Origin of the sequence: Arthrobacter sp. Ld5 (genome assembly GCF_051172775.1) — a bacterium.
Lineage (GTDB): Bacteria > Actinomycetota > Actinomycetes > Actinomycetales > Micrococcaceae > Arthrobacter_D.
This window is the reverse complement of sequence record NZ_JBPKBO010000024.1, coordinates 432,411-457,193: the sequence shown is the minus strand read 5'-3', so window position 1 is coordinate 457,193 and position 24,783 is coordinate 432,411. Positions and strand designations below refer to the sequence as shown.

At 70.9% G+C, this 24,783-nt stretch carries 26 protein-coding genes; 15 read left to right on the top strand and 11 right to left on the bottom strand.

The annotated features are described in order from the left end of the window. Positions 1-15: 15 nt before the first annotated feature. Entirely contained in the window at positions 16-822 is an 807-nt protein-coding gene (locus ACSGDB_RS15210) for a carbon-nitrogen hydrolase family protein (RefSeq protein WP_434995759.1), read from the bottom strand. A 79-nt stretch (positions 823-901) separates the two neighbouring features. Here ACSGDB_RS15210 and ACSGDB_RS15205 point away from each other — a divergent pair, with 79 nt between their 5' ends. Beyond that, positions 902-1,408, top strand: coding sequence for a DUF427 domain-containing protein (locus tag ACSGDB_RS15205; protein WP_434995758.1), 507 nt, complete (start codon positions 902-904; stop codon positions 1,406-1,408). 77 nt (positions 1,409-1,485) lie between these two features. Further along, on the top strand, positions 1,486-2,259 hold the full coding sequence (locus tag ACSGDB_RS15200) for a SurA N-terminal domain-containing protein (RefSeq protein WP_434995757.1): 774 nt from the start codon (positions 1,486-1,488) through the stop codon (positions 2,257-2,259). Between the two features lie 75 nt (positions 2,260-2,334). On the opposite strand, the gene ACSGDB_RS15195 is transcribed toward ACSGDB_RS15200, so the two are convergent. After that, positions 2,335-3,621, bottom strand: coding sequence for an adenylosuccinate synthase (locus ACSGDB_RS15195; protein WP_434995755.1), 1,287 nt, complete (start codon positions 3,619-3,621; stop codon positions 2,335-2,337). Positions 3,622-3,858: 237 nt separating this feature from the next. Here ACSGDB_RS15195 and ACSGDB_RS15190 point away from each other — a divergent pair, with 237 nt between their 5' ends. Further along, complete coding sequence (locus ACSGDB_RS15190) at positions 3,859-4,461, top strand: hypothetical protein (RefSeq protein WP_434995754.1); 603 nt, start codon at positions 3,859-3,861, stop codon at positions 4,459-4,461. Between the two features lie 119 nt (positions 4,462-4,580). Here ACSGDB_RS15190 and ACSGDB_RS15185 read toward each other — a convergent pair whose 3' ends face one another. The 5 genes from ACSGDB_RS15185 to ACSGDB_RS15165 all read right to left on the bottom strand — a co-directional run bounded on the left by ACSGDB_RS15185 (position 4,581) and on the right by ACSGDB_RS15165 (position 8,062). Beyond that, a complete protein-coding gene (locus ACSGDB_RS15185; protein ID WP_434995752.1) occupies positions 4,581-5,450 on the bottom strand; it encodes an oxygenase MpaB family protein in 870 nt (289 codons plus the stop codon). 20 nt (positions 5,451-5,470) lie between these two features. Next, positions 5,471-5,674, bottom strand: a complete 204-nt coding sequence (locus ACSGDB_RS15180) for a helix-turn-helix domain-containing protein (protein ID WP_043443903.1) — start codon at positions 5,672-5,674, stop codon at positions 5,471-5,473. 188 nt (positions 5,675-5,862) lie between these two features. Beyond that, positions 5,863-6,282, bottom strand: a complete 420-nt coding sequence (locus ACSGDB_RS15175) for a DUF3151 domain-containing protein (protein ID WP_434995750.1) — start codon at positions 6,280-6,282, stop codon at positions 5,863-5,865. Between the two features lie 4 nt (positions 6,283-6,286). Beyond that, positions 6,287-7,306, bottom strand: coding sequence for a class II fructose-bisphosphate aldolase (gene fbaA, locus ACSGDB_RS15170; RefSeq protein ID WP_434995748.1), 1,020 nt, complete (start codon positions 7,304-7,306; stop codon positions 6,287-6,289). A 93-nt stretch (positions 7,307-7,399) separates the two neighbouring features. After that, complete coding sequence (locus ACSGDB_RS15165; protein WP_434996000.1) at positions 7,400-8,062, bottom strand: TrmH family RNA methyltransferase; 663 nt, start codon at positions 8,060-8,062, stop codon at positions 7,400-7,402. A gap of 87 nt (positions 8,063-8,149) precedes the next feature. Here ACSGDB_RS15165 and ACSGDB_RS15160 point away from each other — a divergent pair, with 87 nt between their 5' ends. Next, positions 8,150-8,929 carry an HAD-IIA family hydrolase gene (locus ACSGDB_RS15160; protein ID WP_434995746.1) on the top strand — a complete coding sequence of 260 codons (780 nt, stop codon included), beginning with the start codon at positions 8,150-8,152 and terminating at the stop codon, positions 8,927-8,929. A 7-nt stretch (positions 8,930-8,936) separates the two neighbouring features. On the opposite strand, the gene ACSGDB_RS15155 is transcribed toward ACSGDB_RS15160, so the two are convergent. Continuing rightward, a complete protein-coding gene (locus ACSGDB_RS15155; RefSeq protein ID WP_434995745.1) occupies positions 8,937-9,938 on the bottom strand; it encodes a thioesterase domain-containing protein in 1,002 nt (333 codons plus the stop codon). Between the two features lie 32 nt (positions 9,939-9,970). Next, entirely contained in the window at positions 9,971-10,540 is a 570-nt protein-coding gene (pyrE, locus tag ACSGDB_RS15150; RefSeq protein ID WP_434995744.1) for an orotate phosphoribosyltransferase, read from the bottom strand. A gap of 223 nt (positions 10,541-10,763) precedes the next feature. Here pyrE and ACSGDB_RS15145 point away from each other — a divergent pair, with 223 nt between their 5' ends. Further along, positions 10,764-11,588, top strand: a complete 825-nt coding sequence (locus ACSGDB_RS15145; protein ID WP_434995743.1) for a DUF559 domain-containing protein — start codon at positions 10,764-10,766, stop codon at positions 11,586-11,588. 133 nt (positions 11,589-11,721) lie between these two features. Here the strand turns inward: ACSGDB_RS15145 and ACSGDB_RS15140 are convergent, their stop codons facing one another. After that, complete coding sequence (locus ACSGDB_RS15140) at positions 11,722-12,924, bottom strand: ROK family protein (RefSeq protein WP_434995999.1); 1,203 nt, start codon at positions 12,922-12,924, stop codon at positions 11,722-11,724. Between the two features lie 99 nt (positions 12,925-13,023). On the opposite strand from ACSGDB_RS15140, the gene ACSGDB_RS15135 reads away from it, so the two are divergent. From ACSGDB_RS15135 to ACSGDB_RS15090, 10 genes are all read left to right on the top strand, one after another. Further along, positions 13,024-14,541: a sugar ABC transporter ATP-binding protein gene (locus ACSGDB_RS15135; protein WP_434995741.1), complete on the top strand. Its 1,518-nt coding sequence runs from the start codon at positions 13,024-13,026 to the stop codon at positions 14,539-14,541. After that, positions 14,538-15,605: an ABC transporter permease gene (locus ACSGDB_RS15130; protein WP_434995740.1), complete on the top strand. Its 1,068-nt coding sequence runs from the start codon at positions 14,538-14,540 to the stop codon at positions 15,603-15,605. Before ACSGDB_RS15135 ends, ACSGDB_RS15130 begins: the two co-directional genes overlap by 4 nt. Next, entirely contained in the window at positions 15,602-16,696 is a 1,095-nt protein-coding gene (locus ACSGDB_RS15125; protein ID WP_434995739.1) for an ABC transporter permease, read from the top strand. Before ACSGDB_RS15130 ends, ACSGDB_RS15125 begins: the two co-directional genes overlap by 4 nt. Continuing rightward, positions 16,696-17,934 carry a substrate-binding domain-containing protein gene (locus tag ACSGDB_RS15120; RefSeq protein WP_434995997.1) on the top strand — a complete coding sequence of 413 codons (1,239 nt, stop codon included), beginning with the start codon at positions 16,696-16,698 and terminating at the stop codon, positions 17,932-17,934. The genes ACSGDB_RS15125 and ACSGDB_RS15120 overlap by 1 nt, the downstream gene beginning before the upstream one ends. Before the next feature lie 38 nt (positions 17,935-17,972). After that, the gene (locus tag ACSGDB_RS15115) at positions 17,973-18,881 is read left to right on the top strand and encodes a sugar phosphate isomerase/epimerase family protein (protein WP_434995737.1); all 909 of its coding nucleotides are present in this window, start codon (positions 17,973-17,975) and stop codon (positions 18,879-18,881) included. Beyond that, complete coding sequence (locus ACSGDB_RS15110; RefSeq protein ID WP_434995736.1) at positions 18,878-20,059, top strand: Gfo/Idh/MocA family protein; 1,182 nt, start codon at positions 18,878-18,880, stop codon at positions 20,057-20,059. The genes ACSGDB_RS15115 and ACSGDB_RS15110 overlap by 4 nt, the downstream gene beginning before the upstream one ends. 25 nt (positions 20,060-20,084) lie before the next feature. Further along, a complete protein-coding gene (locus ACSGDB_RS15105) occupies positions 20,085-21,083 on the top strand; it encodes a sugar phosphate isomerase/epimerase family protein (protein ID WP_434995735.1) in 999 nt (332 codons plus the stop codon). Between the two features lie 164 nt (positions 21,084-21,247). Beyond that, entirely contained in the window at positions 21,248-22,072 is an 825-nt protein-coding gene (gene nadE / locus ACSGDB_RS15100) for an ammonia-dependent NAD(+) synthetase (RefSeq protein WP_434995734.1), read from the top strand. A gap of 26 nt (positions 22,073-22,098) precedes the next feature. Continuing rightward, complete coding sequence (locus ACSGDB_RS15095) at positions 22,099-22,908, top strand: exodeoxyribonuclease III (RefSeq protein WP_434995733.1); 810 nt, start codon at positions 22,099-22,101, stop codon at positions 22,906-22,908. Beyond that, positions 22,905-23,753 (top strand): hypothetical protein, encoded by an 849-nt coding sequence (locus tag ACSGDB_RS15090; protein WP_434995732.1) that lies wholly within the window; start codon positions 22,905-22,907, stop codon positions 23,751-23,753. The genes ACSGDB_RS15095 and ACSGDB_RS15090 overlap by 4 nt, the downstream gene beginning before the upstream one ends. A gap of 19 nt (positions 23,754-23,772) precedes the next feature. Here the strand turns inward: ACSGDB_RS15090 and ACSGDB_RS15085 are convergent, their stop codons facing one another. Then, the gene (locus ACSGDB_RS15085; RefSeq protein ID WP_434995730.1) at positions 23,773-24,783 is read right to left on the bottom strand and encodes a LacI family DNA-binding transcriptional regulator; all 1,011 of its coding nucleotides are present in this window, start codon (positions 24,781-24,783) and stop codon (positions 23,773-23,775) included.

Below are 24,783 nucleotides of genomic sequence, written 5' to 3'. Positions count from 1 at the left end.
CGGGAGGGCTCTGCGTCAGTGGGCGTCGACAATGGTGTCGTTCCGCGCGAAGCGCCTGTTCCGCAGGACGGGCAGGAACTCGCGGACGTCGTCGACCCGGCGCCGCGTCACGTCGGCCGTGACGACGCCGCGCTCCTCGTCCTCGAGACGGGCCTGCGGGACCCCCATGGGGTCGATCACGGCGGAGTGGCCGATCGTGTGGCTGCTGGAGGTCCCGGCGGCCGCCACCCACACGGTGTTCTCGATGGCCCGTGCCTGCAGCAGGGTCTCCCAGTGCTCGATCTTGTGGTCGCCCTTGAACCACGCGGCGGGCACGCAGATGAGGTCCGCCCCGGCATCCGCGAGCGCCCGCGCCTGCTCCGGGAACCGGACGTCGTAGCAGGTCATGAGCCCCACCCCGAGTCCGCCGAGCCGTGCCACCTTGATGCCGCCGTCGCCCGGCTTGATCCGCGTGGACTCCTGGTAGCTGAAGGCGTCGTACAGGTGCAGCTTCCGGTACGTGTCCACGATTCGGCCGGTCCCGTCCACGAGGACGAGCGTGTTGAAGGGCCGCTCCTCGCCGCTGGGCTCGTACCCTCCGGCGACGACGGCGATGGAGTGCTCCGCCGCGATGAAGGACAGCTGCTGGACGAAGGAGGTCCAGGTGGCCTCCACCGCCTGCCGGAGGGAGCCCTCGACCCGGCCGACCGCGACCATCGACTCCTCGGGGAAGACGATGAGTTCCGAGCCTCCGGCGGCAGCCTCCGCCGCGAGGCCCCGCATCACGGCGAGGTTCGCCGCGACGTCCCCACCGGGCCTGAACTGACCGACGCTGACCAACATGTTTCCGCCCTCACGTGTGGATGACACCTGCCTTCAAGCGTACAGACCCCGTCCAGATGTCCGGAGTAGCCTTCGTCCCATGAGGAACCCGTTGAAAAGACAGCGCGTGGAGGCCGGCCCCGGCCAGGAATCGGTGTGGGACTACCCCCGGCCGCCGCGGGTGGAGCGGACGACGGCGAGGATCGAGGTGCGGTTCGGGGGCCGGCTGATCATCAGCACGGACGACGCCGTCCGGGTCCTCGAGACGAGCCATCCGCCGGTCTACTACCTGCCGATCGACGCGTTCGCGCCCGGCGTCCTGGTGCCCGTCGACGGCTCCACGCACTGCGAGTTCAAGGGCGCCGCGAGATACTTCGACGTCGTCGCCGGGGACGCCCGCAGCCCGCGCGGCGCCTGGACGTACCCCACGCCCGTGCGCGGGTACGAGGACCTCGCCACGCGCGCGGCCCTCTATCCCTCGCGGATGGACGAATGCAGCGTGGACGGCGAGCGGGTGCAGGCGCAGGAGGGCGACTTCTACGGCGGGTGGATCACCGCGGCGATCGTCGGTCCGTTCAAGGGCGGTGCGGGGACCTGGGGCTGGTAGCGCGTCCAGCGGGCGTTCAGGTGGCGCCGCTATCGTCGCAGGCTGACCATTGCACGCTACGCAAGGACGGGCTCAGCATGACCATCAAGGGAACAATCCTGGGCCGGCGGTTGCTCGCAGCCGCGTTCGTCGGCTCCATCGCCGTCCTCGGCGGGTGCGGTGCCGCCGGCGACGAGCCGGAGGACACGACGTCGTCGAGCGCGGCGCCCGCGCCGGGCGAGTCGGCGGCGGCCCAGCCGGAGCCCGACCTCGAGGGCGTCCCCGACGTCGTCGCCGTCGTCAACGGCACCGAGATCACGCGGGAGGAGTTCACCGCGGCCTACGAGGGGCAGTTCCCGCAGGCCGCCGCGCAGGCGCAGGCCGGCGGCCAGGAGGTGGACCAGGAGCTGCTGAGAACGAGCGTCGCGGACAACCTGGTGAGCACCGAGCTGCTGCGCCAGGAAGCGGACGAGCGCGGCATCGAGGTCACCCCCGAGGCCCGCGCCGCGGCGATCGAGAACCTGCTGGAGACCAGCGGGCTCGGCTCGGAGGAGGAGCTGCGGGCCGCGTTCTCCGAGCAGGGGCTCGACGACGCCGAGTTCGACGCCCAGCTCGCCGACCAGGTGAAGCTCGACGCCCTGCTGGCGGAGGAGGCCGGCGACACGACGCCCAGCGACGAGGAGATCCAGGAGGCCTACGACGCCGCGAAGACCCAGCAGGAGGCCAGCGGTGCCACCGACTCCCCGCTGCCCCCGCTGGAGGAGGTGCGCAACGAGATCGTGGAGCAGCTCGAGGGCGGCAAGACGTCGGAGGCGGCGCAGGCCCTGATCGCGCAACTGCGCGAGGACGCGGACATCACCGTCAACCTGTAGCCGGACCGGCACGCGCCAGCACGCCAGAGGCCCCCTTCGCAGGACGAAGGGGGCCTCTGCCGTGGAACCGCGGGGTCAGTTGATGAGGTCGTTGACCACGATGGTCTGGTCGCGGTCCGGGCCGACGCCGATGGCCGAGAACCGGGTCCCGGAGAGCTTCTCGAGTGCCCGGACGTAGGTCTGCGCGTTGTCGGGCAGGTCCTCGATGGTGCGGGCACCCGTGATGTCCTCGGTCCAGCCGTCGAAGTACTCGAAGATCGGCTTGGCGTGGTGGAACTCGGTCTGCGTCATGGGCATCTCGTCGTGCCGGACGCCGTCGACGTCGTAGGCGACGCACACCGGGATGCTCTCGATCCCCGTGAGGACGTCGAGCTTGGTCACGAAGTAGTCCGTGAAACCGTTGACGCGCGACGCGTGCCGCGCCAGCACGGCGTCGTACCACCCGCAGCGGCGCGGACGGCCGGTGTTGACGCCGAACTCGCCGCCCGTCTTCTGCAGGTACGTGCCCATCTCGTCGAAGAGCTCCGTGGGGAACGGTCCCGCACCCACCCGCGTGGTGTACGCCTTGATGATGCCGATCGACCGGGAGATGCGCGTGGGGCCGATGCCCGAGCCGACGGAGGCGCCGCCGGCGGTGGGGTTCGACGACGTCACGAACGGGTAGGTGCCGTGGTCGACGTCGAGGAAGGTCGCCTGGCCGCCCTCCATGAGGACCACCTTGCCGGCGTCCAGCGCCTCGTTGAGCACGAACGTCGAGTCGATGACGAGTGGCCGCAGCCGGTCGGCGAAGGAGAGGAAGTAGGAGACGACCTCCTCGACCTCGACGTCGCGACGGTTGTAGACCTTGACCAGCAGCTCGTTCTTCTGCTTCAGGGACCCCTCGACCTTCTGGCGCAGGATCGACTCGTCGAAGACGTCCTGGACGCGGAGTCCCAGACGGGCCACCTTGTCCATGTACGCCGGGCCGATGCCGCGGCCCGTGGTGCCGATCGCGCGCTTGCCGAGGAAGCGCTCGGTGACCTTGTCGAGCACCTGGTGGTAGGGCGCCACGAGGTGGGCGTTGGCGGAGACGCGCAGCTTCGAGGTGTCGGCGCCGCGGGCCTCGAGCCCGTCGATCTCCTCGAAAAGCGCCTCGAGGTTGATGACGCAGCCGTTGCCGATGATCGGCACGGCGTTCGGGCTGAGGATGCCGGCGGGGAGGAGCTTCAGCTCGTACTTCTCGCCGTTGACGACCACGGTGTGCCCGGCGTTGTTGCCGCCGTTCGGCTTCACGACGTAGTCGACCCGGCCGCCCAGCAGGTCAGTGGCCTTGCCCTTACCCTCGTCGCCCCACTGGGCTCCGACAATGACGATTGCTGGCATGGGATCCTCCCCCATTCGGTACGGGTTCCTCCCGCGCGACCGCGGAAAGTACGCCGTGCATCAGAACGCCCCAAACGGTCGCGCACGCGGCGCGTCCCCTGGGGCTCTTACCGTCCGAGTTTAGCCGAGGCGCCGTGGAAGCGCGGAAAAAGCTTGCTCCGTGACGGTTGCAGTTCCGTTCCGACTGCTCCCCCGGCCCGACCGGACGCGACCGGGCGCGCGCGGCACAATGGGGTCATGGACCGCTTCGAAGGACACATCGCCGGCATCGGCACCGCCTCCGGTACGCGCCTGGTGATCGGCCGGTGGGACACCTCGCCGTTCGGTGCCTTCACCGACGTCATGATGGAGGACTCCGGGGGCCGGCGGACGCTGCTCGCGCCCACGGCCGGGATCGCGGACTACGTCGGCGCCACGTACACGTTCGACGACGTCGTGCTCACCCCGGTCACCTCGGCCCTGGCGGGCGGCCGGCTCGTCGTCGACGCCGGGGACCTGCAGGTCCTCGCCGAGCTCGGCCGCGTCACCCTGCTGGGACGGCTCCTCGGCCTGGTCCCGAGCCGCCTGGCCACGCACCCCCGGTGGCTCGCGGTGATCAACCCGGTGGCCTCGCTGCTGGTGAAGGGCGTCGCGACGGCCGGGTCCGCCGGGCAGGGCCGCACCGAGTACTACGGCGTCACGTCGGCCCGGGCCGTCATCGGTGCGACGGTGACGTGGCGTGGCGAGGACCTCGGCACCCTGGCCCCCGTGAGCCCGCCCGTCCGGTTCGGCTTCAGCTCGGCGCCACCCCGCCCGCAGCTGGTCACGGTGACGACGACCATCCGCCGCCCCGAGGAGTGACCACGCGCGTGGCGTCGTGCACGCGTCTCGGCCCCTGAGGCGCGTGTCGCGGTGGGACACGCCGTCGTCGGGCCACGGCTCCCGCGAAACGCGTGCACGACGACGCACCCGCCCCGGGCCTAGCCGTCCTCCGCCACCCGGTCCCGGGCCACGAGGTAGTGCGGCCAGTAGCGGACCCGGTCCGGGAGCAGGGGCACGACGAGCCGGGTGCCCCACCGGACGACGGCGAACACCACGCGTTCGCGCCGCCGCCATGGCAGGCCGTATCCCTCCCGCAGCCGCGCGGGCAGGATCCCGGCTGCGAGGACGGCGGGCAGTGGCCGGAGGGGCGCCGGAAGGAGCGGCGGGTCGGGTGCGAGGATCTGCCGGGCGATCAGGCGGGCCGTGGGACCGGCGTCGAGCGTGTCCCGGACCTGCTCGGTGACGTAGCGGTCGAGGCCGGGGTAGTCCGCGGGCAGCACGGCGTCCGTCACCCCGAAGACGCGGGCCAGCTGCGTCATGTCCCGGTAGTAGGCCTCGCGCTCCTCCGCCGTCGTCGGGCGCAGGAAGCGGTCCGTCACCTGGAGGGCGGTCCACACGAGGGTCGCGAACACCCAGAGGGCCAGCCCGGGGTCGGCGGCGCTGTACGGGGTCCCGGCGGGCAGCGCGGCACTGGGACGGGGTAGCGTCCCCGTGACCGGGCGGTGCATGCGCGCGACCCGTCCGGCGGCGGCGCGGACCTGCGCCCGGTCCCCGAACGTGACCGTGAGGACGGCGTCGAGCGTTCCGCGCAGGCGCTGGAGCGGGTCCGCGGCGAAGTCGCTGTGCGCGCGCACGCCCTCGCCGACGAGCGGGTGCGCCACCTGCAGCAGGAGCGCCGCCGGCCCGCCCGCGACGACCAGCCGCTCGCGTGCGACGCGCCACGCCGTCGACCGCGGTCCGAAGAGACCGGCGTCCCCGGCTCTCCCGGGAGCGGGCGCAGGAGGGAAGAATCGGGCGAAACCCCTCATGCCATCCCGTCCGTCGTGGTTCAGATGGAGTAGTCGGACCCCGAGTTCGTCGAGGCGATGTACTCCCGCACCGCACTCTGCGGCACCCGGTAGGAGCGCCCGAACCGGATGCTGTGGATCGTCCCGGCCTGGACCAGGCGGTAGACGGTCATCTTCGACACCCGCATCATGGCAGCGACCTCCGCCACGGTGTACAGGTCGCTGGTGCTCACATTCGTCGCCATGCTTACCACTACTCCCATCCGCCTCACCACGTTGCGTGGTGCATTTAACAGTGGTCGCGTTGGTAACAGCGGCACAAGGATCCGCACTACTCGTTTATGCACTCGACCTACGGGTAGGACGTACCTGCACAGCCCGGACAACGGGGAGGACGGGCGCGGCCCGCCCTCCCCGTCCGCCGGTCAGGGCGTCAGCCGGCGAGCTGCGCGCTCGCCTCCGGATCGGACTCGCGAAGGAACACCGCGATCCGCTCGGCCTCCTCGATCTCGCCGATGGACGCGGCGGCCCGACCCAGGGCGAACAGTGCCCGGAGGAAGCCGCGGTTCGGCTCGTGCGAGTACGGGACGGGACCGGCGCCGCGCCACCCGCTGCGCCGCAGGGCGTCGAGGCCGCGGTGGTAGCCGGTGCGCGCGTAGGCGTAGGACTCGATGGTGCGGCCCTCCGCGTACGCCTCGTCGGCCAGGATGGCCCACACGAGCGACGACGTCGGGTGCGCGGCGGCCAGGTCGACGGCCTCGTCGCCCGCGGCGAGGCGCGCGACGACGTCGGGCTCCTCCGGCAGCAGGGTGGGCTCGGGGCCCAGCAGGTTCCTGCGGAACTCGTCCGACACGGCGCTAGAGCTTCTTGCCGGCGGAACCGAGGGAAGCGGCGGCGTCGACGACGCGCGCGGCGAGGCCCGCCTCGGCCGAGGCGCCCCAGACCCGGGGGTCGTAGGTCTTCTTGTTGCCGACCTCGCCGTCGACCTTCAGGACGCCGTCGTAGTTGCGGAACATGTGGTCCGCCACCGGGCGCGTGAACGCGTACTGGGTGTCCGTGTCGATGTTCATCTTGATGACGCCGTAGGAGACGGCGTCGGCGATCTCCTGGTCGGAGGACCCGGAGCCGCCGTGGAACACGAGGTCGAACGGCTTGTCCTTGCCGATCTTCCGGCCCACCTCGTCCTGGATCTCCTTGAGGATCTCCGGGCGCAGCTTCACGCCGCCGGGCTTGTACACGCCGTGCACGTTGCCGAAGGTCAGGGCCGTGATGTAGCGGCCGTGCTCCCCGGCGCCGAGCGCGTCGACGGTCGCGAGGGCGTCCTCGACGGTGGTGTAGAGCTTGTCGTTGATGGCGTTCTCGACGCCGTCCTCCTCGCCGCCGACGGTGCCGATCTCCACCTCGAGGATGATCTTCGCGGCTGCGGCGCGGGGCAGGATGTCGCGGGCGATCCGGAGGTTCTCCTCGAGGGTCTCGGCCGAGCCGTCCCACATGTGCGAGTTGAAGATGGGGTCGCGGCCGTTCTTCACGGCTTCCTCGGACGCTGCGAGGAGGGGCAGCACGAAGTCGTCGAGCTTGTCCTTGGGGCAGTGGTCGGTGTGGAGTGCGATGTTGACGTCGTAGTTCTTCGCGACCTCGCGGGCGAAGGCGGCGAAGCCGAGGGAGCCGGCGACCATGTCCTTCACGCTCGCGCCCGACCAGTACGCCGCACCGCCCGTGGAGACCTGCACGATGCCGTCGGAGCCCGCCTCGGCGAAGCCGCGCATCGCTGCGTTGAGGGTCTGCGAGGAGGTCACGTTCACGGCCGGGAACGCGAAGCCGCCCGCCTTCGCGCGGTCGATCATCTCGGCGTAAACATCAGGGGTTGCAATAGGCATGCTGAGGACTCCTTCGTGGTGGTGAGTGCTTCGGTTCATCCTAGCGAGCGGACCTGCCCGGCGCAGGGGCCGCCGGGCAGGATGACGGCGGGGTCAGACCGACTGGCCGAACACGTGCCGGCGCACCCAGCCGTGCATCGCGATCGCGGCGGCCGCGGACGCGTTGATGGACCGCGTGGACCCGAACTGCGCGATCGAGAGCGTCGCCTCGGCCGCCTCGTGGACCTCCGGGGTGAGGCCGGGGCCCTCCTGCCCGAACACGAGGACGCACTTCTCCGGGAGGTCGTAGGTCTCCAGTGGCACGGAGTCCGGGAAGTTGTCGATCCCGATCACGGCGAGCCCCTCGGCCGCCGCCCACGCGGTGAAGTCCGCCACCGTGGGGTGGTGGCGGACGTGCTGGTAGCGGTCGGTGACCATCGCGCCGCGCCGGTTCCACCGGCGTCGTCCGATGATGTGGACCTCCCGGGCGAGGAAGGCATTCGCGGTCCGCACCACGGAGCCGATGTTGAGGTCGTGCTGCCAGTTCTCGATGGCCACGTGGAAGCCGTGCCGCCGCTCGTCGAGGTCCGCCACGATCGCCTCGTGCGTCCAGTACCGGTAGGCGTCGACGACGTTGCGGGTGTCCCCGGAGGCCAGCAGGTTGCGGTCCCAGTGCTCGCCGTCGGGCGCCTCGCCCTCCCACGGGCCGACGCCGACCGCCGGGCCGGGCGTCCCGTGCGGGTCGGTCGCGTCGGTGGGGTCGGGGGTCTCCGGCAGGGGTTTCGTCACCGTTCAAGCGTAGACGGCGCGGAAGGTGGGAGACTGGCAGCGGCAATTCCCCGCACCCCCTGGAAAGGACGCCCCATGCGCGAGAACGAACACATCGAGTGCTGGCTCACGGACATGGACGGCGTCCTGGTGCACGAGAACCAGGCCATCCCGGGCGCGGCCGAGCTGATCGAGCGGTGGGTCGCCACCTCGAGGCGCTTCCTGGTCCTCACGAACAACTCGATCTACACGCCGCGCGACCTCGCGGCACGCCTGAAGGCGTCCGGGCTCGAGATCCCCGAGGAGAACCTGTGGACGTCGGCGCTCGCCACGGCCCAGTTCCTGCGGGACCAGATGCCCGGCGGGCGGGCCTACGTGATCGGCGAGGCGGGGCTGACGACGGCACTGCACGAGGCCGGCTTCGTCCTCACCGACACCAACCCCGACTACGTGGTGCTCGGCGAGACCCGCACCTACTCGTTCGAGGCCATCACCAAGGCGGTCCGCCTCATCCTCGACGGCGCGCGGTTCATCGCGACCAACCCGGACGTCACCGGGCCGTCGAAGGAGGGCCCGCTGCCCGCGACGGGGGCCATCGCGGCCATGATCACGGCGGCGACGAGCCGCGACCCGTACATCGTCGGCAAGCCCAACCCGATGATGTTCCGCTCCGCGATGAACCAGATCGACGCCCACTCGGAGACGACGGCGATGATCGGCGACCGCATGGACACCGACATCATCGCCGGCATGGAGGCGGGCCTGCACACGGTCCTCGTGCTCAGCGGCATCACCCAGCCGGCGGACATCGATGCCTACCCGTTCCGTCCGGCGCAGATATGCGGCTCGGTGGCGGAACTGATCGACCAGGTCTAGTCCCGGCTCAGAAGAAGCGCTTCCAGCCGCCGCCGCGCGGGACCGGCACGTACTCGCGCTGCACGGCGGAGACGACTCCCTGGTAGACCAGCGGGTTCCACTGCGGGCTCGCATGCGCCGGCAGGGCGCCCTCCGTGCGGCGGTCCACCGAGACCACGTTGTCCGGCAGCGACCGCGCCCAGCCGGCGCGCGCCGTCGCGTAGTCGACGACGCCGTCGTCCGGGTTGCCGGCGAAGACCACCTTCGTGTCGCCGAGGGAGAGCCGGAACCGCGACACGTCGAAGTGGTAGATGTACGAGGACTGGGTCTGGATGAGCTCGCTGCTGGGGGCGAGGGGTGAGAGCTGCTCGAGGGTCTGGTCCACGATCTGGCTCCAGGTGCGCTCGTTCTTGTGGACGATCCGCTCGCCCAGCTCGTACGTGCCGCGCAGGCTGATCGGCACGCGCACCCCGGCCTCGTAGAGCCGCACCACGCCGTCGAACATGCGCTGGTCGCGGACGTCGTAGCGGCTGGACGGCGAGGAGTCGAGGAAGATGAGCTCCACGGGGATACCGCGGTCACGCAACCGCGCCGCGACCTCCACCGCCACCATGCCGCCGAAGCTGTGGCCGTAGAAGTAGAGCCGCTCGAGCCGGAAGTTGTCCACGTACCGGTTCATGGTGGCCACGACGTTGTTGATGTCCAGGCCGCGGTTGGAGTAGCCCATCACCGCCATCTGCGCCCGCCGGGTGAGTGCCGGCCGCAGCGAGTTGAGGATCCAGAGCCCCTCCTCCCAGCTCGTCTTGTACCCGGGGAAGAGGACCCAGCGGTCGTTGGGGAACCGTGCGCGGGCCTCCTCGTCGTCGAGCGGGAGGATGCGTGTCTGGTCCCGCTGGGACTGGATGACGCGCGTGGTGACGAGGTCGGCCGTCACGAGGGCGGCCGCGGCCGAGCCGATCAGGAAGGAGCGGCGCGAGGACTCGCGGAAGTCACTCGCGCGCTGCAGCGCCCTGCCGTCGTCGTCCTGCACGTGGATGTCCGGAACGTGCCCGTGCGGGCCGGTCAGGCGAGACCCAGCTCGTCCTTGCCGAACGCGAAGAGATAGGGGACCCCGGCCTCGGACTCGATGCGCTCCTTCGACCCGGTGTCGCGATCCACGATCACGGCGACGGCACGCACGTCGCCCCCCGCCCGGCGGACCCCCTCGACGGCGGTGAGGGCGGACCCGCCCGTGGTCGAGGTGTCCTCGAGCACGACGACGGGGCGGCCGGCGACGTCCGGCCCCTCCACCTGGCGTGCCATGCCGTGGGTCTTCTGGGTCTTGCGGACCACGAAGGCGTCGATCGCGCGGCCCTCCCGGGCGGCGGCATGCATCACGGCGGTGCCGACCGGGTCGGCGCCCATCGTCAGGCCGCCCGCCGCCTCGACGGCGATCCCGGCGTCGTCGAGCAGCTGCAGCATGACACGCCCCACGAGCACGGACGCCTCATGGTGCAGCGTGACCCGGCGGAGGTCGATGTAGTAGTCGGCCTCGACCCCGCTCGAGAGGGTGACGCGCTCGTGGACCACGGCGAGTTCCTTGATGAGCTCCAGGAGGCGGGAGCGGTCGGCGGTCTGCGCGGTCTCGGTCATGCGCCAAGTCTATCGAGGGAGCGCCCTGCCCACGCGTCGCACTTCGCGCCCGTACCGGCCCCGGGGACATCGGCCGGGTTTGCGGCACAGCGAGCGGCGTGTCGTGGCGGGACACACGCTTCGAGGGTCCGATCTCCCCGGGGTCGGTACTCCCCGGCCGAGAGTTGTCCACCTTCGGGGGTGCACCGGCCCACCGCGGCCCAGCATCCTGTGGACTCGACCCGTGGATGCCATCGTCGCCCTGCGCCGCGCAGGGTCGGTCGCCAGGACCGGCCGGCTGCTCCGGCAGGGAGTCCCCCGCCGGCAGGTCGCGGCCCTGATCCGGTCAGGCGTCCTCGTCCGGCCGGGCCGCGGCGTCGTCGCCCTGCCCGACGCCCCGGAGGACACCGTCACCGCCGTCCTTCATGGGACCCGGCTCACCTGCGCCTCGGCCGCCCGGCACTACGGGCTCTGGCTCCTGCATCCACCGACCTCGCTCCACGTGACATCCCACGCCCGCCAGGACAGGCACACGCATCACCATCGGCCGCTCTCGGTGCCGGTGCATCCGCAGTTGCCGCTTGTCGGACAGGTCGACGCCCTGCTCCACGCCCTGCACTGCCTTCCGGCCATCGACGCCGCCGTCATGGTCGAGAGTTCCCTGCGGCTCGGAGACACCACGCGGGCCTTCCTGCTCGAGCACCTACGGGGCAACCGCAACGGACCGGCGCGCGCCGCGCTGGAACTGGTGACGGGAACGGGCGAATCGGCCCTCGAGGTGGTCGCCCGCGTCCTCTTCCTCAGCGCGGGGCTCGACGTCGAGACGCAGGTACAGCTCGACGGCGTGGGCCGCGTGGACTTCCTCCTGGAGGGCTTCCTCGTGGTGGAGGTCGACGGCGATGCCTACCACTCCAGTCGCGCGGCCCGGCGCCGGGACCGGGGCCGCAACAACATGACCATCGTCGGTGGCTATCTGGTTCTCCGGTACGGCTACGAGGACATCATGTTCCACCGCCAGGACGTGCTGGCCCAGATCCTCGCGGTGCTGGCCGGGCGTCCGGTCCGATGACCCTCCCCAGGAACGACTGCGTACCGACCCCGGGGTCTTCGAGGCACATCAGCCCCCATCCGGCGGCGTGTTGCGGGCCGACACGCCCCTCAGCCCGGCAAAGCCCCCGCGCACGGTACGCACCCCGCGCCGGTCACCCGGCCGACGCACTCGCGGCGTCGATCGCCTCCGGGGAGAGGATGTGGGAGATGGCCAGGGCCGCGGCGCCCGCCACACCGGCGCTCCGGCCGGACACCGACGGGACGATGCGGAGGTGCTCCGTCGCGAGCGGCAGCGACCGCGTGTACACGACCTCCCGGATCCCGGCGAGCAGGTGCTCGCCGGCCTGCGCGAGGGATCCGCCGATCACGACGACCGAGGGATTGATCAGGTTCACGCACATCGCCAGCACGTCGCCGATGTCCCGGCCCGCCTGCCGGACGGCCTGGAGCGCGGTGGCATCACCGGACCGCACCCGGTCGATCACCTCCTGGCTGCCGGTGAGGCCAGGCCGCACCGAGGCGCCCAGCGCGGCCGCGAGCGCCGGACCGCTGGCCACGGCCTCGAGGCAGCCGGTGTTCCCGCAGCGGCACGGGGCCTCGCCCGCGGAGGCGACACGGACATGTCCCAGATCGCCCGCCGTACCCTGCGCCCCGCGCTGCAGCACGCGGCCCGAGATGATCCCCGCGCCGATGCCCGTCGCCACCTTGATGAACATGAGGTCGCCCACGTCCGGCCAGTTGCCCTGCTCGCCCAGCGCCATGATGTTGACGTCGTTGTCCACGAGGACGGGGACGTCGAAGCTCGCCCGGACGAGCCCCGGCACGTCGAACCTGTCCCAGCCCGGCATGATCGGCGGGTTGATCGGGCGCCCGGTGTCGTGCTCCACCGGCCCGGGCAGCCCGATACCGATGGCCGCGAGGTCCTCCTGGACACGCCCGGCCGCCCCCAGTAGCCGTCCGATGGCCGAGACCAGCCATCCGAGGACGGCGACGGGCCCGTCGGCGATGCTGAGGTCCTGCCGTTCCCGGGCGAGCTCCTCGCCGGCCAGGTCCGTCAGGATGACGACGGCGTGGGTGGCCCCGAGGTCCGCGCCGACGACCACCCGCGCCGAGGGGTTGAGCGCGAACAGGGACGGCGGCCGACCTCCCGTGGAGACGCCGCCGATGGGCGACACGAGGCCGAGTCCGGTGAGGACGTCCACGCGGGCAGCGACCGTGGAGCGGGCGAGGCCGGTGATCTGGGCGAGCTCGGCCCGCGTGCGCGGCCGGCCGTCGCGGAGGACCTGGAAGATCCCGCTGGCGCCCGACGGCGGCGGAGCAGGGGTCCGCGGGCGCGGACCGCCATGACTCGTCAGTGCCGGTGCCGGCTGTGGAAGGGACACACTTCCATTGAAGCACGAGCGGCTTTTGCACGCCTCTCGACAGAAGTGAGTGTGCCATGTCACAGTAGGCGCGTGGACGACGACGTCAGTGGCAGCAGGCACCCGGCTCCGGTCCTGCACGTCACCGGACTCTCGAAGAGTTTCTTCGGAGTGCCGGTCCTCGAAGACGCATTCCTCGAGCTCTTCCCCGGGGAGGTCCACGGACTCGTCGGCGAGAACGGGGCGGGCAAGTCCACCCTGATGAAACTCCTCGCAGGCGTGCACGTGCGCGACGCCGGGACCGTGGAGATCGCTGGGGAACCGGTCACGTTCACCCATCCGCTGCAGGCGCGACGCGCGGGTCTCTCTACGGTCTTCCAGGAGTTCAACCTGCTGCCCGAGCGCACCGTGGCGCAGAACATCTATCTGGGCCGGGAGCCGAGGAGAGGGCTCCTCGTGGATCGCCGGGCCATGACCAGGGACACCGCCGCGCTGCTCGGACAACTCGGCATCACCGAGATCCGGCCGAACGACGTGGTCGGGTCGCTCTCGGTCGCGCAGCAGCAGATCGTCGAGATCGCCAAGGCCGTCAGCTACGACGCCCGGATCATCTCGATGGACGAGCCGACGGCAGCGCTCGCCGGCCCCGAGGTCGACCTGCTGTACGGGATCATCGACCGGCTCCGCAAGCGCGGGACGGCGATCCTCTACGTCTCCCATCGCCTGAAGGAGGTCTTCGACCTCTGCGACACCATCACCGTGCTCAAGGACGGGCGCGTGGTGATGTCGTCGCCCGCCGCGGACCTGGATGACGCCGCACTCGTGCGGGCCATGGTCGGCAGGCCCATCTCCGCGTTCTTCCCCGAACCCCTGCCGGGGACCACCGTCGGCGACGCCCTCCTGGAGGTGCACGGCGCCGGCAACGACCAGCTCGACGACATCCACCTCACACTGCGGGCCGGGGAGATCGTCGGGGTCGCCGGGCTCCAGGGGTCGGGCCGCTCCGAACTCGTCCACGCGGTCTTCGGCGCGGCACCGTTCACCCGCGGCACCGTGACCCTCGGCGGGCGCGACCACCGCCCGGCATCGCCCCGGGAGGCCATCCGGCAGCGCGTCGCCCTGATCACCGAGGACCGCAAGGCGGAGGGCCTCAGCCTGAACCAGTCCATCATCGACAACGCGCTGAGCGTCGTGCGGTCCGTCCACCCGCGCCGCACGGGGGCGGCACGCCGCGAAGCGCCCGGCGTCTTCTCCTCGCTGGAGGTCATCGCCCGCGACCTCGACCAGGAGGTCCAGTACCTGTCCGGCGGGAACCAGCAGAAGGTCGTGCTCGCCAAATGGCTCGCGATCGATCCGCAGGTCGTGCTCCTCGACGAGCCGACCCGCGGCATCGACGTCGGGGCGAAGGTCGCCGTCTACACCCTGATGCGCCGCCTGGCGCGGGAAGGCAAGGCCATCCTCATGGTCTCGAGCGAGCTGCCCGAGGTGCTCGGCATGTCCGACCGGGTGATCGTCATGCGGGACGGCCGCGTCGCCGGGGAGGCACCGGCCGGCGCGTCCGAGGAACAGATCCTGCACCTCGCGACGGGCGCCCGGGGAGTCCCCTCGTGACCCGCCTGACCTCGACGCACATCGTCTACCTCGTGGCCCTGCTGACGGTCGTCGCGGGCACGGTCCTCGTGGGCTCCACGGGCCGCAGCTTCTTCAGCCCCGGCAACATCTCCGACATCCTCACGGGGACCAGCATCCTCGGCTTCATCGCCATCGGGCAGACCCTCGTGATCCTCGTCGGGAGCCTGGACCTCTCCGTGCCGTACGTCATCAGCCTCTCGAGCCTCATCGGCGCCGGGATCATGGCGAACCAGCCGGGGAACATCCTGCCCGCGGTGATCGCCGCGCTGCTCGTCTCCGGGCTCATCGGCCTCGCCAACGGTGCCGTGGTGGCCGGGCTGAAGGTCCACGGCTTCATCGCCACCCTCGGGATGGGTCTGATCATCAGCGGCTATCTCGCGTCCAACTACCAGGGCAGCTCGGGCCAGGCGCCGCTGGCGTTCCGCCTCGTCGGCGCCACGGGAATCGGGCCCGTGCCGGTCTCGACCCTCATCATGCTCGCGTGCGCCGCCGTCGTCCTGCTCATGCTGAACACCACGCGCCTCGGGCACGCGATGTATGCCGTGGGCGGGGACGCCTCGGTCGCGAGGATGTCCGGCATCAGGACCGCGACGCCGGTCGTCGCGGCCCACGTGATCTGCTCCCTCCTGGCCGGGCTGGCGGGCCTGCTGCTGGCCGCCCGGCTCGGCGTCGGCAGCCCGACCATCGGCTCCCAGGGCGGCTACGATCTCCTGTCCATCGCCGCCGTCGTACTCGGCGGCACCCTCCTCGCCGGCGGCAAGGGATCGCTGGTGGGAACCCTCGGTGGCGTCCTGATCTTCGCGATGCTGGACAACATCATGAGCGTGCTGCAGGTCAACCCCTTCCTCAAGGACGTGGTGCGCGGCGTCGTGATCGTGGTCGCCGTCGCCGTCTACGCGCGGCGCACGGTCGTGCCCCGTCAGGCGCGCTTCGGTCGCGGCGCCGCCCCGCACGGCGACGAGGCGCCGACGACGACGGCGCGGCACGACGACGGACCGGCCGACGGCGCGGGCCGCGGGACCCGGGACGGGGTGTCCGCATGAGCGTGGCCACCGGACGCGCCGTCCTCGAGCAGAACCGGTCCCCGCGGGCAGAGCGCCTGGGCCGTGCGCTCCGCTCCCCGAGCGGCGGGGTCTTCGTCCTCGTCGCCGTCCTCCTGGTCGCCGTCCTGGCGGCGAACCCTTCGTTCGGCGAGCCGGGATCCCTGATCCGGTTCATCGGACGGACGGCTCCCATCGCCATCGCCGCCATCGGCCAGTACTTCGTCATCGTGTCCGGCGAGTTCGACCTGTCCATGGGATCGGTCGTCACGGCACAGGTGATCATCGCCGGCAATCTCGTCGGCCAGGACGAGTCGCGCACGCTGCCGGTCCTGGCGCTCATGATCGTGTTCGGCGCGTTCATCGGACTCGTCAACGGGCTCGTGACCACCCTCCTGAAGGTCCCGAGCTTCATCGCGACCCTCGGGATGATGCTCGCCCTGCTCGGCCTCGTCCTGTACTGGACGGGCGGCGCCGCAACGGGGAACCCCGCCGACACCTTCCGCCGGATCGGCCGCGGCGGCATCCAGGACGTCCCCGGCTTCGACGTGATCCCCTACCCCGTCCTGATCCTCGCGGTCATCGCGGCGGGCGCCTTCTGGCTCATGCGCCGGCCCTACGGGCGCACGCTGATCGCCATCGGCGACAACGCGCGGGCCGCCGCCCTGACCGGTGCACCGGTTTGGTGGGTCCGCACCCGCGCCTTCATGCTGTCCTCGCTCGCGGCCACGGTGGCCGGCGTGATCCTGGTCGGCTACGCGGGAGTGCACCCGTCCGTGGGCCAGGGCTACGAATTCACCGCGATCACCGCCGTCGTCCTCGGCGGGGTGGTCCTCGGAGGAGGGCGCGGCTGGGTCCTGTCCGCCGCCGCGGGAGCGTTCGCCCTCGAGCTGCTCTTCACCCTCCTGAACTTCCTCGGCGTCCAGTCCACGTGGCGTGACACCGTGCAGGGCGTCATCATCATCGTCGCCGTCGCCGCGGCCGCCCGGACCTGGCAGCGCAAGCGGCGCGGCACCAGCGCGCAGGCCCATGACCAGCACCGTCCGATAGCAGCACCACAGCCCGCACCGGGCACCACTGAGGGAGGAACATGATGCGTGGAAGCATCCTGGGCAAGGTCACGGTGATCGCAGCGACGTCGCTGCTCGCCCTGACGGCCTGCACCACCGACTCATCCATCGAGAACCCGCCGGCCTCCGACGGCGCCGCAGCGGGCGAGTCCGCGCCGGCCGAGCAGCCCACCGGGGACAGCACGGAGTGGTTCGACCAGGCCGTGTACGACACGCAGGACGAACAGCGGTCGGCGACCTTCGAGGGCGATCCCGAGCAGCCGCACCTGCAGTACATCGACGGCGAGATGACGGACACCTCGTCGTTCGCCTCGGAGGGGGCCAAGAAGGTGTGCTTCTCGAACGCGTCGATCTCCAACCCGTGGCGCCAGACGGGCTGGATCACCATGAACGAGCAGCTGAAGGTGCTGCAGGAGTCCGGTGTCGTCTCCGAGATGGAGACGCGCGACGCCCAGGACGACGACAACACGCAGATCGCCGACATCGACTACTTCATCTCCGACGGCGACTGCGACGCCTTCATCATCTCCCCCAACTCCACGGCGGCGATGACGCCCGCCGTCGAGCGGGCCTGCGAGACCGGGAAGCCGGTGATCGTGTTCGACCGCGGTGTGCAGACCGACTGCCCGCTGACCTTCATCCATCCCATCGGCGGCTTCGCGTGGGGCATCGACACAGCGGAGTTCCTCAGCGAACGGCTCAGCGAGGGCGACAAGGTGGTCGCCCTGCGGATCCTCCCCGGCGTCGACGTCCTCGAGCAGCGCTGGGCCGCCGCCGAGCGCATCTTCGAGGAGAACGGCATCGAGGCCGTCGACTACTTCACCGGGGCGGACCCCGTGGAGATCAAGTCGATCATCGCCGACGAGCTGGCCAAGGGCGACGTCCAGGGCGTCTGGATGGACGCGGGCGACGGCGCCGTCGCCGCCATCGAGGCCTTCGAGGACGCGGGGGCCGAGCTGCCCGTCATGACGGGTGAGGACGAGATGAGCTTCCTGCGCAAGTGGGACGAGACCGGCATCGACGGCCTCGCGCCCGTCTACTCGAACTTCCAGTGGCGGACGCCGCTGCTGGCGCTCGAGAAGATCTTCAAGGGTGAGGAGATCCCGGCGGAGTGGGTGCTTCCCCAGTCGCCGATCACCGAGGACGAGCGTGCCGAGTTCCTGACCGCCAACGAGGGCATGCCGGACGGCCACTACGCCAAGTTCGGCGGCGAGGACCTGCCCGGGTACCCGGAGGTCTGGCAGGAACGCCAGATCCCCTGACCGCACGACCCATCCGCTGGAGGAAAGGAGGCAGGACCGTGGACACCGGACATGTGCGCCCGATCGGCGTCAACACCTGGGTGTGGACATCCCCGCTGACGGACGCGGACCTGCCTCCCCTGCTGCGCCGGATCGCCGTGATGGGCTTCGATGCCGTCGAGCTCCCCCTCGAGAACGTCGGCGACCTCACCGTGGAGGTGGTCCGGGACGTCCTGGCGGAGACGGGCCTGAGAGCCTACGTGGTGGGGGCCATGGCCCCCGGCCGGGACCTCGTCGACGCCCCCGACGCCGTCGTCCGGACCACCCAGCAGTACCTCCTCGGATGCGTCGCGTTCGCCGCCGGCATCGGGGCGCCCACGGTGTGCGGGCCCTTCTACGCGCAGACCGGCCGGCTCTGGCGCATGGACGACGCCGAACGCACGCGGGCCTACGCGGAGCTGCGACGCAACCTCGCCCTCGTGGCGGAAGCAGCCGTCCACGCGGGCGTCGTCCTAGGGATCGAACCACTCAATCGGTACGAGACCTCCCTCATCAACACGGTGGAGCAGGCGATCGAGGCTCTCGGTCCGCTCCTCGGCCACGGCGTCGGGCTGGCCCTGGACACCTACCACCTCAACATCGAGGAACGGTCCACGCCCCACGCCCTCCGGAGGGCCGGCGACCACCTCGTCCACCTGCAGGTGTGCGGCAGCGACCGCGGCACGCCCGGCGGGGACCAGACCGACTGGCCCGGACTGTTCCGGGCGCTGGACGACATCCGGTACCAGGGAGCCCTGACCATCGAGAGTTTCACCGCCCACAACGCCAGCATCGCCACGGCCGCGGCCATCTGGCGCCCCCTGGCCGAATCCCAGTACCTGCTGGCGGAGAATGGGTTGACCTTCCTCCGCCATGCGGAGGCCGTCCGGACCCGGGACGCAGCACCCCTACGAGGAGAAACCCCATGACCCACACCGCGGCCGAACCCGCTGACACCACCCGCCCCCTCGGCGTCGCCATGATCGGCTACGCCTTCATGGGCAAGGCGCACTCGGCGGCCTGGCGGACGGTCGGCAGCCACTTCGACGTCCCCGCCATCGCGCGGCGCGTCGTCGTCGGCCGGGACGCCGGGAAGGCGGCGGAGGCGGCCGCACGCTACGGCTGGGAGGGCTTCGCCACCGACTGGCGCGAGGTGATCCACCGCGACGACATCGACATCGTGGACATCTGCACGCCCGGCTCCCTGCACGCCGACATCGCCATCGAGGCCCTGAAGGCGGGCAAGCACGTCCTCGTGGAGAAGCCACTGGCCAACACCATCGCGGAGGGCGCCGCGATGGTGTCCGCCGCGGCGGAGGCGAGGACGCGGGGCGTCCAGTCCATGGTCGGCTTCAACTACCGTCGCGTGCCCGCCCTCGCGCACGCCCGCAACCTCATCGCGGACGGGCGGTTGGGCGCCATCCGCCAGCTGCGGGTCGCCTACCTGCAGGACTGGCTCACGGATCCCGACTCCCCCATGACCTGGCGACTGCGCCGGGAGACCGCCGGGTCGGGCGCCCTCGGCGACATCGCGTCCCACGCCCTCGACCAGGTGCAGATCCTCACCGGCCAGGAGGTCACCGAGGTCTCCGGGCGGCTGCGGACCTTCGTGGAGCAGCGCCCGGGTGAGGGCGGGCCGGAGCCGGTGACGGTCGACGACGCCGCCTGGATCACCGCCGAACTGTCCGGGGGCGCCGTCGCGACCATCGAGGCCTCACGCATGGCGACCGGGGTGAAGAACGGGCTGCGCATCGAGGTCTTCGGCGAGCGCGGGGCGCTGCGCTTCGACCTCGAGAACCTCAACGAACTGGAGTTCATGGAGGTGACCGGGCCTGCCACGGAGCAGGGTTTCCGTCGCATCCTGGTCAGCGAGCCCGGCCACCCCTACCTCGAGGGCTGGTGGCCCGCGGGCCACATCATCGGGTGGGAACACACCTTCACGCACCAGCTCCGCGACTTCCTCACCTCGATCCGCACCGGTGAGCCGCCGCGGCCGTCCTTCGAGGACGGACTGCAGATCCAGCGCGTCCTCGCCGCCGTCGAGGAGAGCGCCGGCGCCCGGAGCGCCGTCGTCCATCTCGCTCCGGCCCCCCACGCCCAGTCGTAGACACCCCCTTCCCAAAGGAGACCGCATGACGCGCAACTTCACCCTGTTCACCGGCCAGTGGGCCGACCTCCCCTTCGAGAAGGTCGCCGAGCTCGCCGGCCAGTGGGGCTACGACGGGCTCGAGATCGCCGTCTCGGGCGACCACCTCGACGCCTGGCGGTGGGACGACGACGCCTACATCCAGGACCGGCTCGACATCCTCGACCGCAACGGGCTGAAGGTCTGGGCCATCTCGAACCACCTCAAGGGCCAGGCCGTCTGCGACGACCCCATCGACTTCCGCCACGAGGCGATCGTCGGGCCGAAGGTGTGGGGCGACGGCGACCCCGAGGGCGTGCGCCGGCGGGCCGCAGAGGAGATGAAGCTGACGGCGCGCCTCGCGAAGAAGCTCGGCGTGGACACCGTCGTCGGATTCACCGGATCCTCCATCTGGCAGTACGTGGCCATGTTCCCGCCCGTCCCGGCGACCATGATCGAGGCCGGGTACCAGGATTTCGCGGACCGCTGGAACCCCATCCTGGACGTCTTCGACGAGTGCGGGGTCAGGTTCGCTCACGAGGTGCACCCCTCGGAGATCGCCTACGACTACTGGTCCACCCAGCGCGCACTCGAGGCCGTCGGGCACCGCCCCGCCTTCGGCCTCAACTGGGATCCCAGCCACTTCATGTGGCAGCAGATCGACCCGGTGGCCTTCATCTCCGACTTCAAGGACCGCATCTACCACGTGGACTGCAAGGACACGAAGATGCGCATGGGCGGGGGCCGGAACGGGATCCTCTCCTCCCACCTGCCCTGGGGGGATCCGCGGCGCGGCTGGGACTTCGTCTCCACGGGTCGCGGCGACGTCCCCTGGGAGGACAGCTTCCGCGCCCTGACGGCCATCGGCTACACCGGCCCCATCTCCGTGGAGTGGGAGGACGCCGGCATGGACCGGCTGCAGGGCGCCCCCGAGGCCCTCGCCTTCCTGAAGGGCTTCGACTTCGCGCCGGCGGAGACGTCCTTCGACGCGGCGTTCAGCCAGTAGGTCGTCGTCGCCGTGCACCCGGCGCTGCGGCCCTCCGTCGCGGCGCTGGCAGGTCGCCGTCGCCGTCGTGCACCCGGCGCGGCGGCCCGCCCGCGCGGCGGCGCATGGTGTGATTCCGCTCATTTCGTAACCTTGTAGAAATGGGAGCGGAGTAGCCTTGGGGCATGCATGAACTCCAGGCACGGATCATCGAGGAAATGGGCGTCAAGCCCACCATCGACCCTGCGGCGGAAGTCCGCAGCAGGATCGGCTTCCTGAAGGACTACGTCCGGTCCACGGGCACCCGTGGGTTCGTCCTCGGCATCAGCGGCGGACTCGACTCCACCCTGGCCGGGAAGCTCGCCCAGCTCGCCGTCGACGAACTGCGGTCCGAGGGCGTGGACGCCGATTTCGTCGCGATGCGACTGCCCTACAACGCCCAGCACGACGAGGAGGACGCCCAGGCGGCGCTCGCCTTCATCCAGCCCCGCACCTCGAAGGTGTTCAACGTGGCTCCCGCCGTGGACGGCCTCCAGCAGGAGTACGCGCGGGCCACCGGCGAGCGCATCTCCGACTTCACCAAGGGCAACGCGAAGGCCCGCGCCCGCATGATGGCGCAGTACGCCGTCGCCGGGCAGCACAACCTGCTCGTCGTCGGCACGGACCACGGTGCCGAGTCGGTCACGGGATTCTTCACCAAGTTCGGCGACGGCGGAGCCGACGTGCTGCCGCTCTTCGGCCTGAACAAGCGCCAGAACCGCGCCCTCCTGAAGGAACTCGGCGCGCCCGCCTCGCTGTACGACAAGGTCCCGACGGCGGACCTGCTGGACGAGCTGCCGGGCCGCGCCGACGAGCACGAACTCGGCCTCACATACGAGCAGATCGACGACTACCTCGAGGGGCGCGCGGTCGACGCCGATGCCGCGAAGGCCATCGAACACCGCTACTGGATCACCCGGCACAAGCGCACGGTGCCGGTCACCACGTTCGACTCGTGGTGGCGTGAGTAAACAGCACCGTTGGTAACGTAGGGGGCGTGAAGATCGCCACCTGGAACGTCAATTCCCTCCGTGCCCGCGCCGACCGCGTCGAAGCCTGGCTGAACAGGTCCGACGTCGACGTCCTGGCGATCCAGGAGACGAAGTGCAAGGACGACAACTTCCCCTGGGAGCTGTTCGAGAACAGCGGCTTCGAGGTGGCGCACTTCGGGCTCAGCCAGTGGAACGGCGTCGCGATCGCGTCCCGCGTGGGGCTCGACGACGTCGAACGGACCTTCCCCGGCCAGCCCTCCTTCGGCAAGCCGGGTGCCGACCAGGTGCAGGAGGCCCGGGCCATCGCGGCGACGTGCGGCGGGGTGCGGGTCTGGAGCCTGTACGTCCCGAACGGGCGGGCGCTCGACGACCCCCACATGCCGTACAAGATCGACTGGCTGAACACCCTCCGCTCCCACGCGCACCAGTGGATCACCGACGACCCCGACGCGCAGATCGCCCTCATGGGCGATTGGAACATCGCACCGCAGGACGACGACGTCTGGGACATCGACCTGTTCGTCGACGGCGGCTACACCCATGTGAGCCCCGCCGAGCGTGCCGCGTTCCAGGCCTTCCTCGACTCCGGCTTCGCCGACCTCGCGCGCCCCTTCACCCCGGGGCCCGGCCTCTACACCTACTGGGACTACAAGCAGCTGCGCTTCCCGAAGAAGGAGGGCATGCGGATCGACTTCGTCCTCGGCTCCCCCGCCCTGGCCGCCCGCACGCAGCACGCCTTCGTGGACCGGGAGGAGCGCAAGGGCAAGGGCGCCTCGGACCACGCCCCCGTCGTCGTGGAACTCAGCGGACCGTGAGCCGGCTGGACCGCGTCGTCCGGACGTTCCCGTACGTCTCCTACCTGCGCATCTACGAGCCGCTCGACGCCTTCTCCGACGCCCAGCAGCTCGCGATCCTCGAACAGCGGTCACGCGAACGGGAACTCACCGAGGAGATGGAGCACGAGCAGTCGTTGCGGCGCATCCTGCGCACCGTCTCGGACCCCTTCCCCCACCACGAGTCCGACCTCGTGCGGGTCACGCACTTCCCCAGCCTGAACGGCACGACGACGCCCTACTACTGCCCCAACCAGCTCGCCGTCCGCACCGCGCTCGCTGCCGAGTCCCTGGACCAGAGCCTGCGCGGGCCCCTGATCGACGTCCTCGTCCCGGAGATCGCCCGGGAGGCGCACCAGGCCCGGCTGGACCCCGACACCTTCGCCGACTCGGTCGCGAGGCTCCACACGCGGTCGGCGACCTGGGGTGTGCCCTTCGCCTGGTTCGCCCTCATCCACGAGGACGATCTGACGGAGGTCGTCGAGGACGACGGCCGGGTGAGCACGGTCCGGATCACGGCGCGGATCGGCGACTGCATCGACCGCGGGCGCCGGTCGATCGCCCAGCTGGCGGTCGGTGCCCCGGAGATGGACCTCCTGGACGAGCTCACGGAGATCGTGGAGTGGCTCGAGATCTTCCGGCGGGACGCCGTCGTCGAGGTCGACTACGGGCCGGTCGCGGACCGCGTGTTCCCGGACGACTCGCCGATGGACGTGCGGCTCGGGATCGAGAGCCTGGCCGAGGCGGACATGATGGGCGCCGCCGCATCCTACCGGCGTCTCGCCTCGCGGTGGATCCCGATCCGCCAGCTCGCCCGCGCGTCCTGACCCGCGCGACGGCGCTGCCTCAGGTCCTCGCCGGCCCGGTCGTGCCGCGCACCACGAGCGTGTGGGGCCGCGGGGGCGGGTAGTCCGCCGGGTCGTTGCGCAGCAGCTCCCCGAGCAGGAGGTCCGCCGCGTAGGCACCCTGGTCCTCGGGATCCTGCCGGATGGTCGTCAGGCCCATGGGCTCGGAGAACTCGTGGTCGTCGATGCCGATCACGGACAGCTCACCCGGCACGGCGATGCCGAGTTCCGCCGCAGCCTTCAGCACGCCGAACGCCATCTCGTCGGAGGAGCAGAACACCGCCGTCGGCCGGTCCGCCGGGTCGGCGAGCAGCTCCAGCGCCGACGCCCGGGAGGTGGCGAAGCGGAAGTCCCCGAACGCCGACCAGTCCTCGCGGACCGGTAGCCGGTGGTCCGTCAGTGTCTGCCGGTAGGCCTGCTCGCGGAGGCGCGGCACCTCGAAGTCGATGTCGAAGGACCCGCCGCCCCGCATGTGCGCGATCCGCGTGTGGCCGAGCCCGATCAGGTACTCCACCGCATCGCGTGCCGCCCGGGCGTCGTCGATCCCCACGTGCCGGACACCCTCGACCGCGCCGCCGATCATGATGTTCGGGTAGTCCAGTTGCTGGACGGCCGTCCGCTCCTCCTCGGTGAGATGCATGCACATGACCAGCAGCGCGTCGATCCGCTTGCGGAGGATGGAGCGGTGGAACACCCGGTCCCGGTTCACCCCGGAGCCGCCGAGGCTGAAGAGGATGAGGTCGTACCCGGCCGCCCGCAGCTGACGGTCCACTCCCTCCAGGACGGCGGAGAAGTACCAGCGGTCGATCACCGGGACGAGCACGCCCATGGCCATGGTGCGGCCGGACGCGAGCCCGGAGGCGGCCGACGACGGGACGTAGCCGAGCCGCTTCGCCGTCGAGGTGACCCGCGCCCGGGTCTCCTCGGCCACGCCCGGCAGGCCGCGGAGCGCACGGGACACCGTGGCCGTGGAGACCCCGAGGGACGCCGCGACGTCGTCGATGCTCGTCAC

Bases quoted from the DNA above. Each gene is read 5' to 3' on its own strand.
- ACSGDB_RS15210 (WP_434995759.1), bottom strand. From the start codon at position 822: ATGTTGGTCAGCGTCGGTCAGTTCAGGCCCGGTGGGGACGTCGCGGCG.
- ACSGDB_RS15205 (WP_434995758.1), top strand. From the start codon at position 902: ATGAGGAACCCGTTGAAAAGACAGCGCGTGGAGGCCGGCCCCGGCCAG.
- ACSGDB_RS15200 (WP_434995757.1), top strand. From the start codon at position 1,486: ATGACCATCAAGGGAACAATCCTGGGCCGGCGGTTGCTCGCAGCCGCG.
- ACSGDB_RS15195 (WP_434995755.1), bottom strand. From the start codon at position 3,621: ATGCCAGCAATCGTCATTGTCGGAGCCCAGTGGGGCGACGAGGGTAAG.
- ACSGDB_RS15190 (WP_434995754.1), top strand. From the start codon at position 3,859: ATGGACCGCTTCGAAGGACACATCGCCGGCATCGGCACCGCCTCCGGT.
- ACSGDB_RS15185 (WP_434995752.1), bottom strand. From the start codon at position 5,450: ATGAGGGGTTTCGCCCGATTCTTCCCTCCTGCGCCCGCTCCCGGGAGA.
- ACSGDB_RS15180 (WP_043443903.1), bottom strand. From the start codon at position 5,674: ATGGCGACGAATGTGAGCACCAGCGACCTGTACACCGTGGCGGAGGTC.
- fbaA (WP_434995748.1), bottom strand. From the start codon at position 7,306: ATGCCTATTGCAACCCCTGATGTTTACGCCGAGATGATCGACCGCGCG.
- ACSGDB_RS15160 (WP_434995746.1), top strand. From the start codon at position 8,150: ATGCGCGAGAACGAACACATCGAGTGCTGGCTCACGGACATGGACGGC.
- pyrE (WP_434995744.1), bottom strand. From the start codon at position 10,540: ATGACCGAGACCGCGCAGACCGCCGACCGCTCCCGCCTCCTGGAGCTC.
- ACSGDB_RS15125 (WP_434995739.1), top strand. From the start codon at position 15,602: ATGAGCGTGGCCACCGGACGCGCCGTCCTCGAGCAGAACCGGTCCCCG.
- ACSGDB_RS15120 (WP_434995997.1), top strand. From the start codon at position 16,696: ATGCGTGGAAGCATCCTGGGCAAGGTCACGGTGATCGCAGCGACGTCG.
- ACSGDB_RS15110 (WP_434995736.1), top strand. From the start codon at position 18,878: ATGACCCACACCGCGGCCGAACCCGCTGACACCACCCGCCCCCTCGGC.
- ACSGDB_RS15105 (WP_434995735.1), top strand. From the start codon at position 20,085: ATGACGCGCAACTTCACCCTGTTCACCGGCCAGTGGGCCGACCTCCCC.
- nadE (WP_434995734.1), top strand. From the start codon at position 21,248: ATGCATGAACTCCAGGCACGGATCATCGAGGAAATGGGCGTCAAGCCC.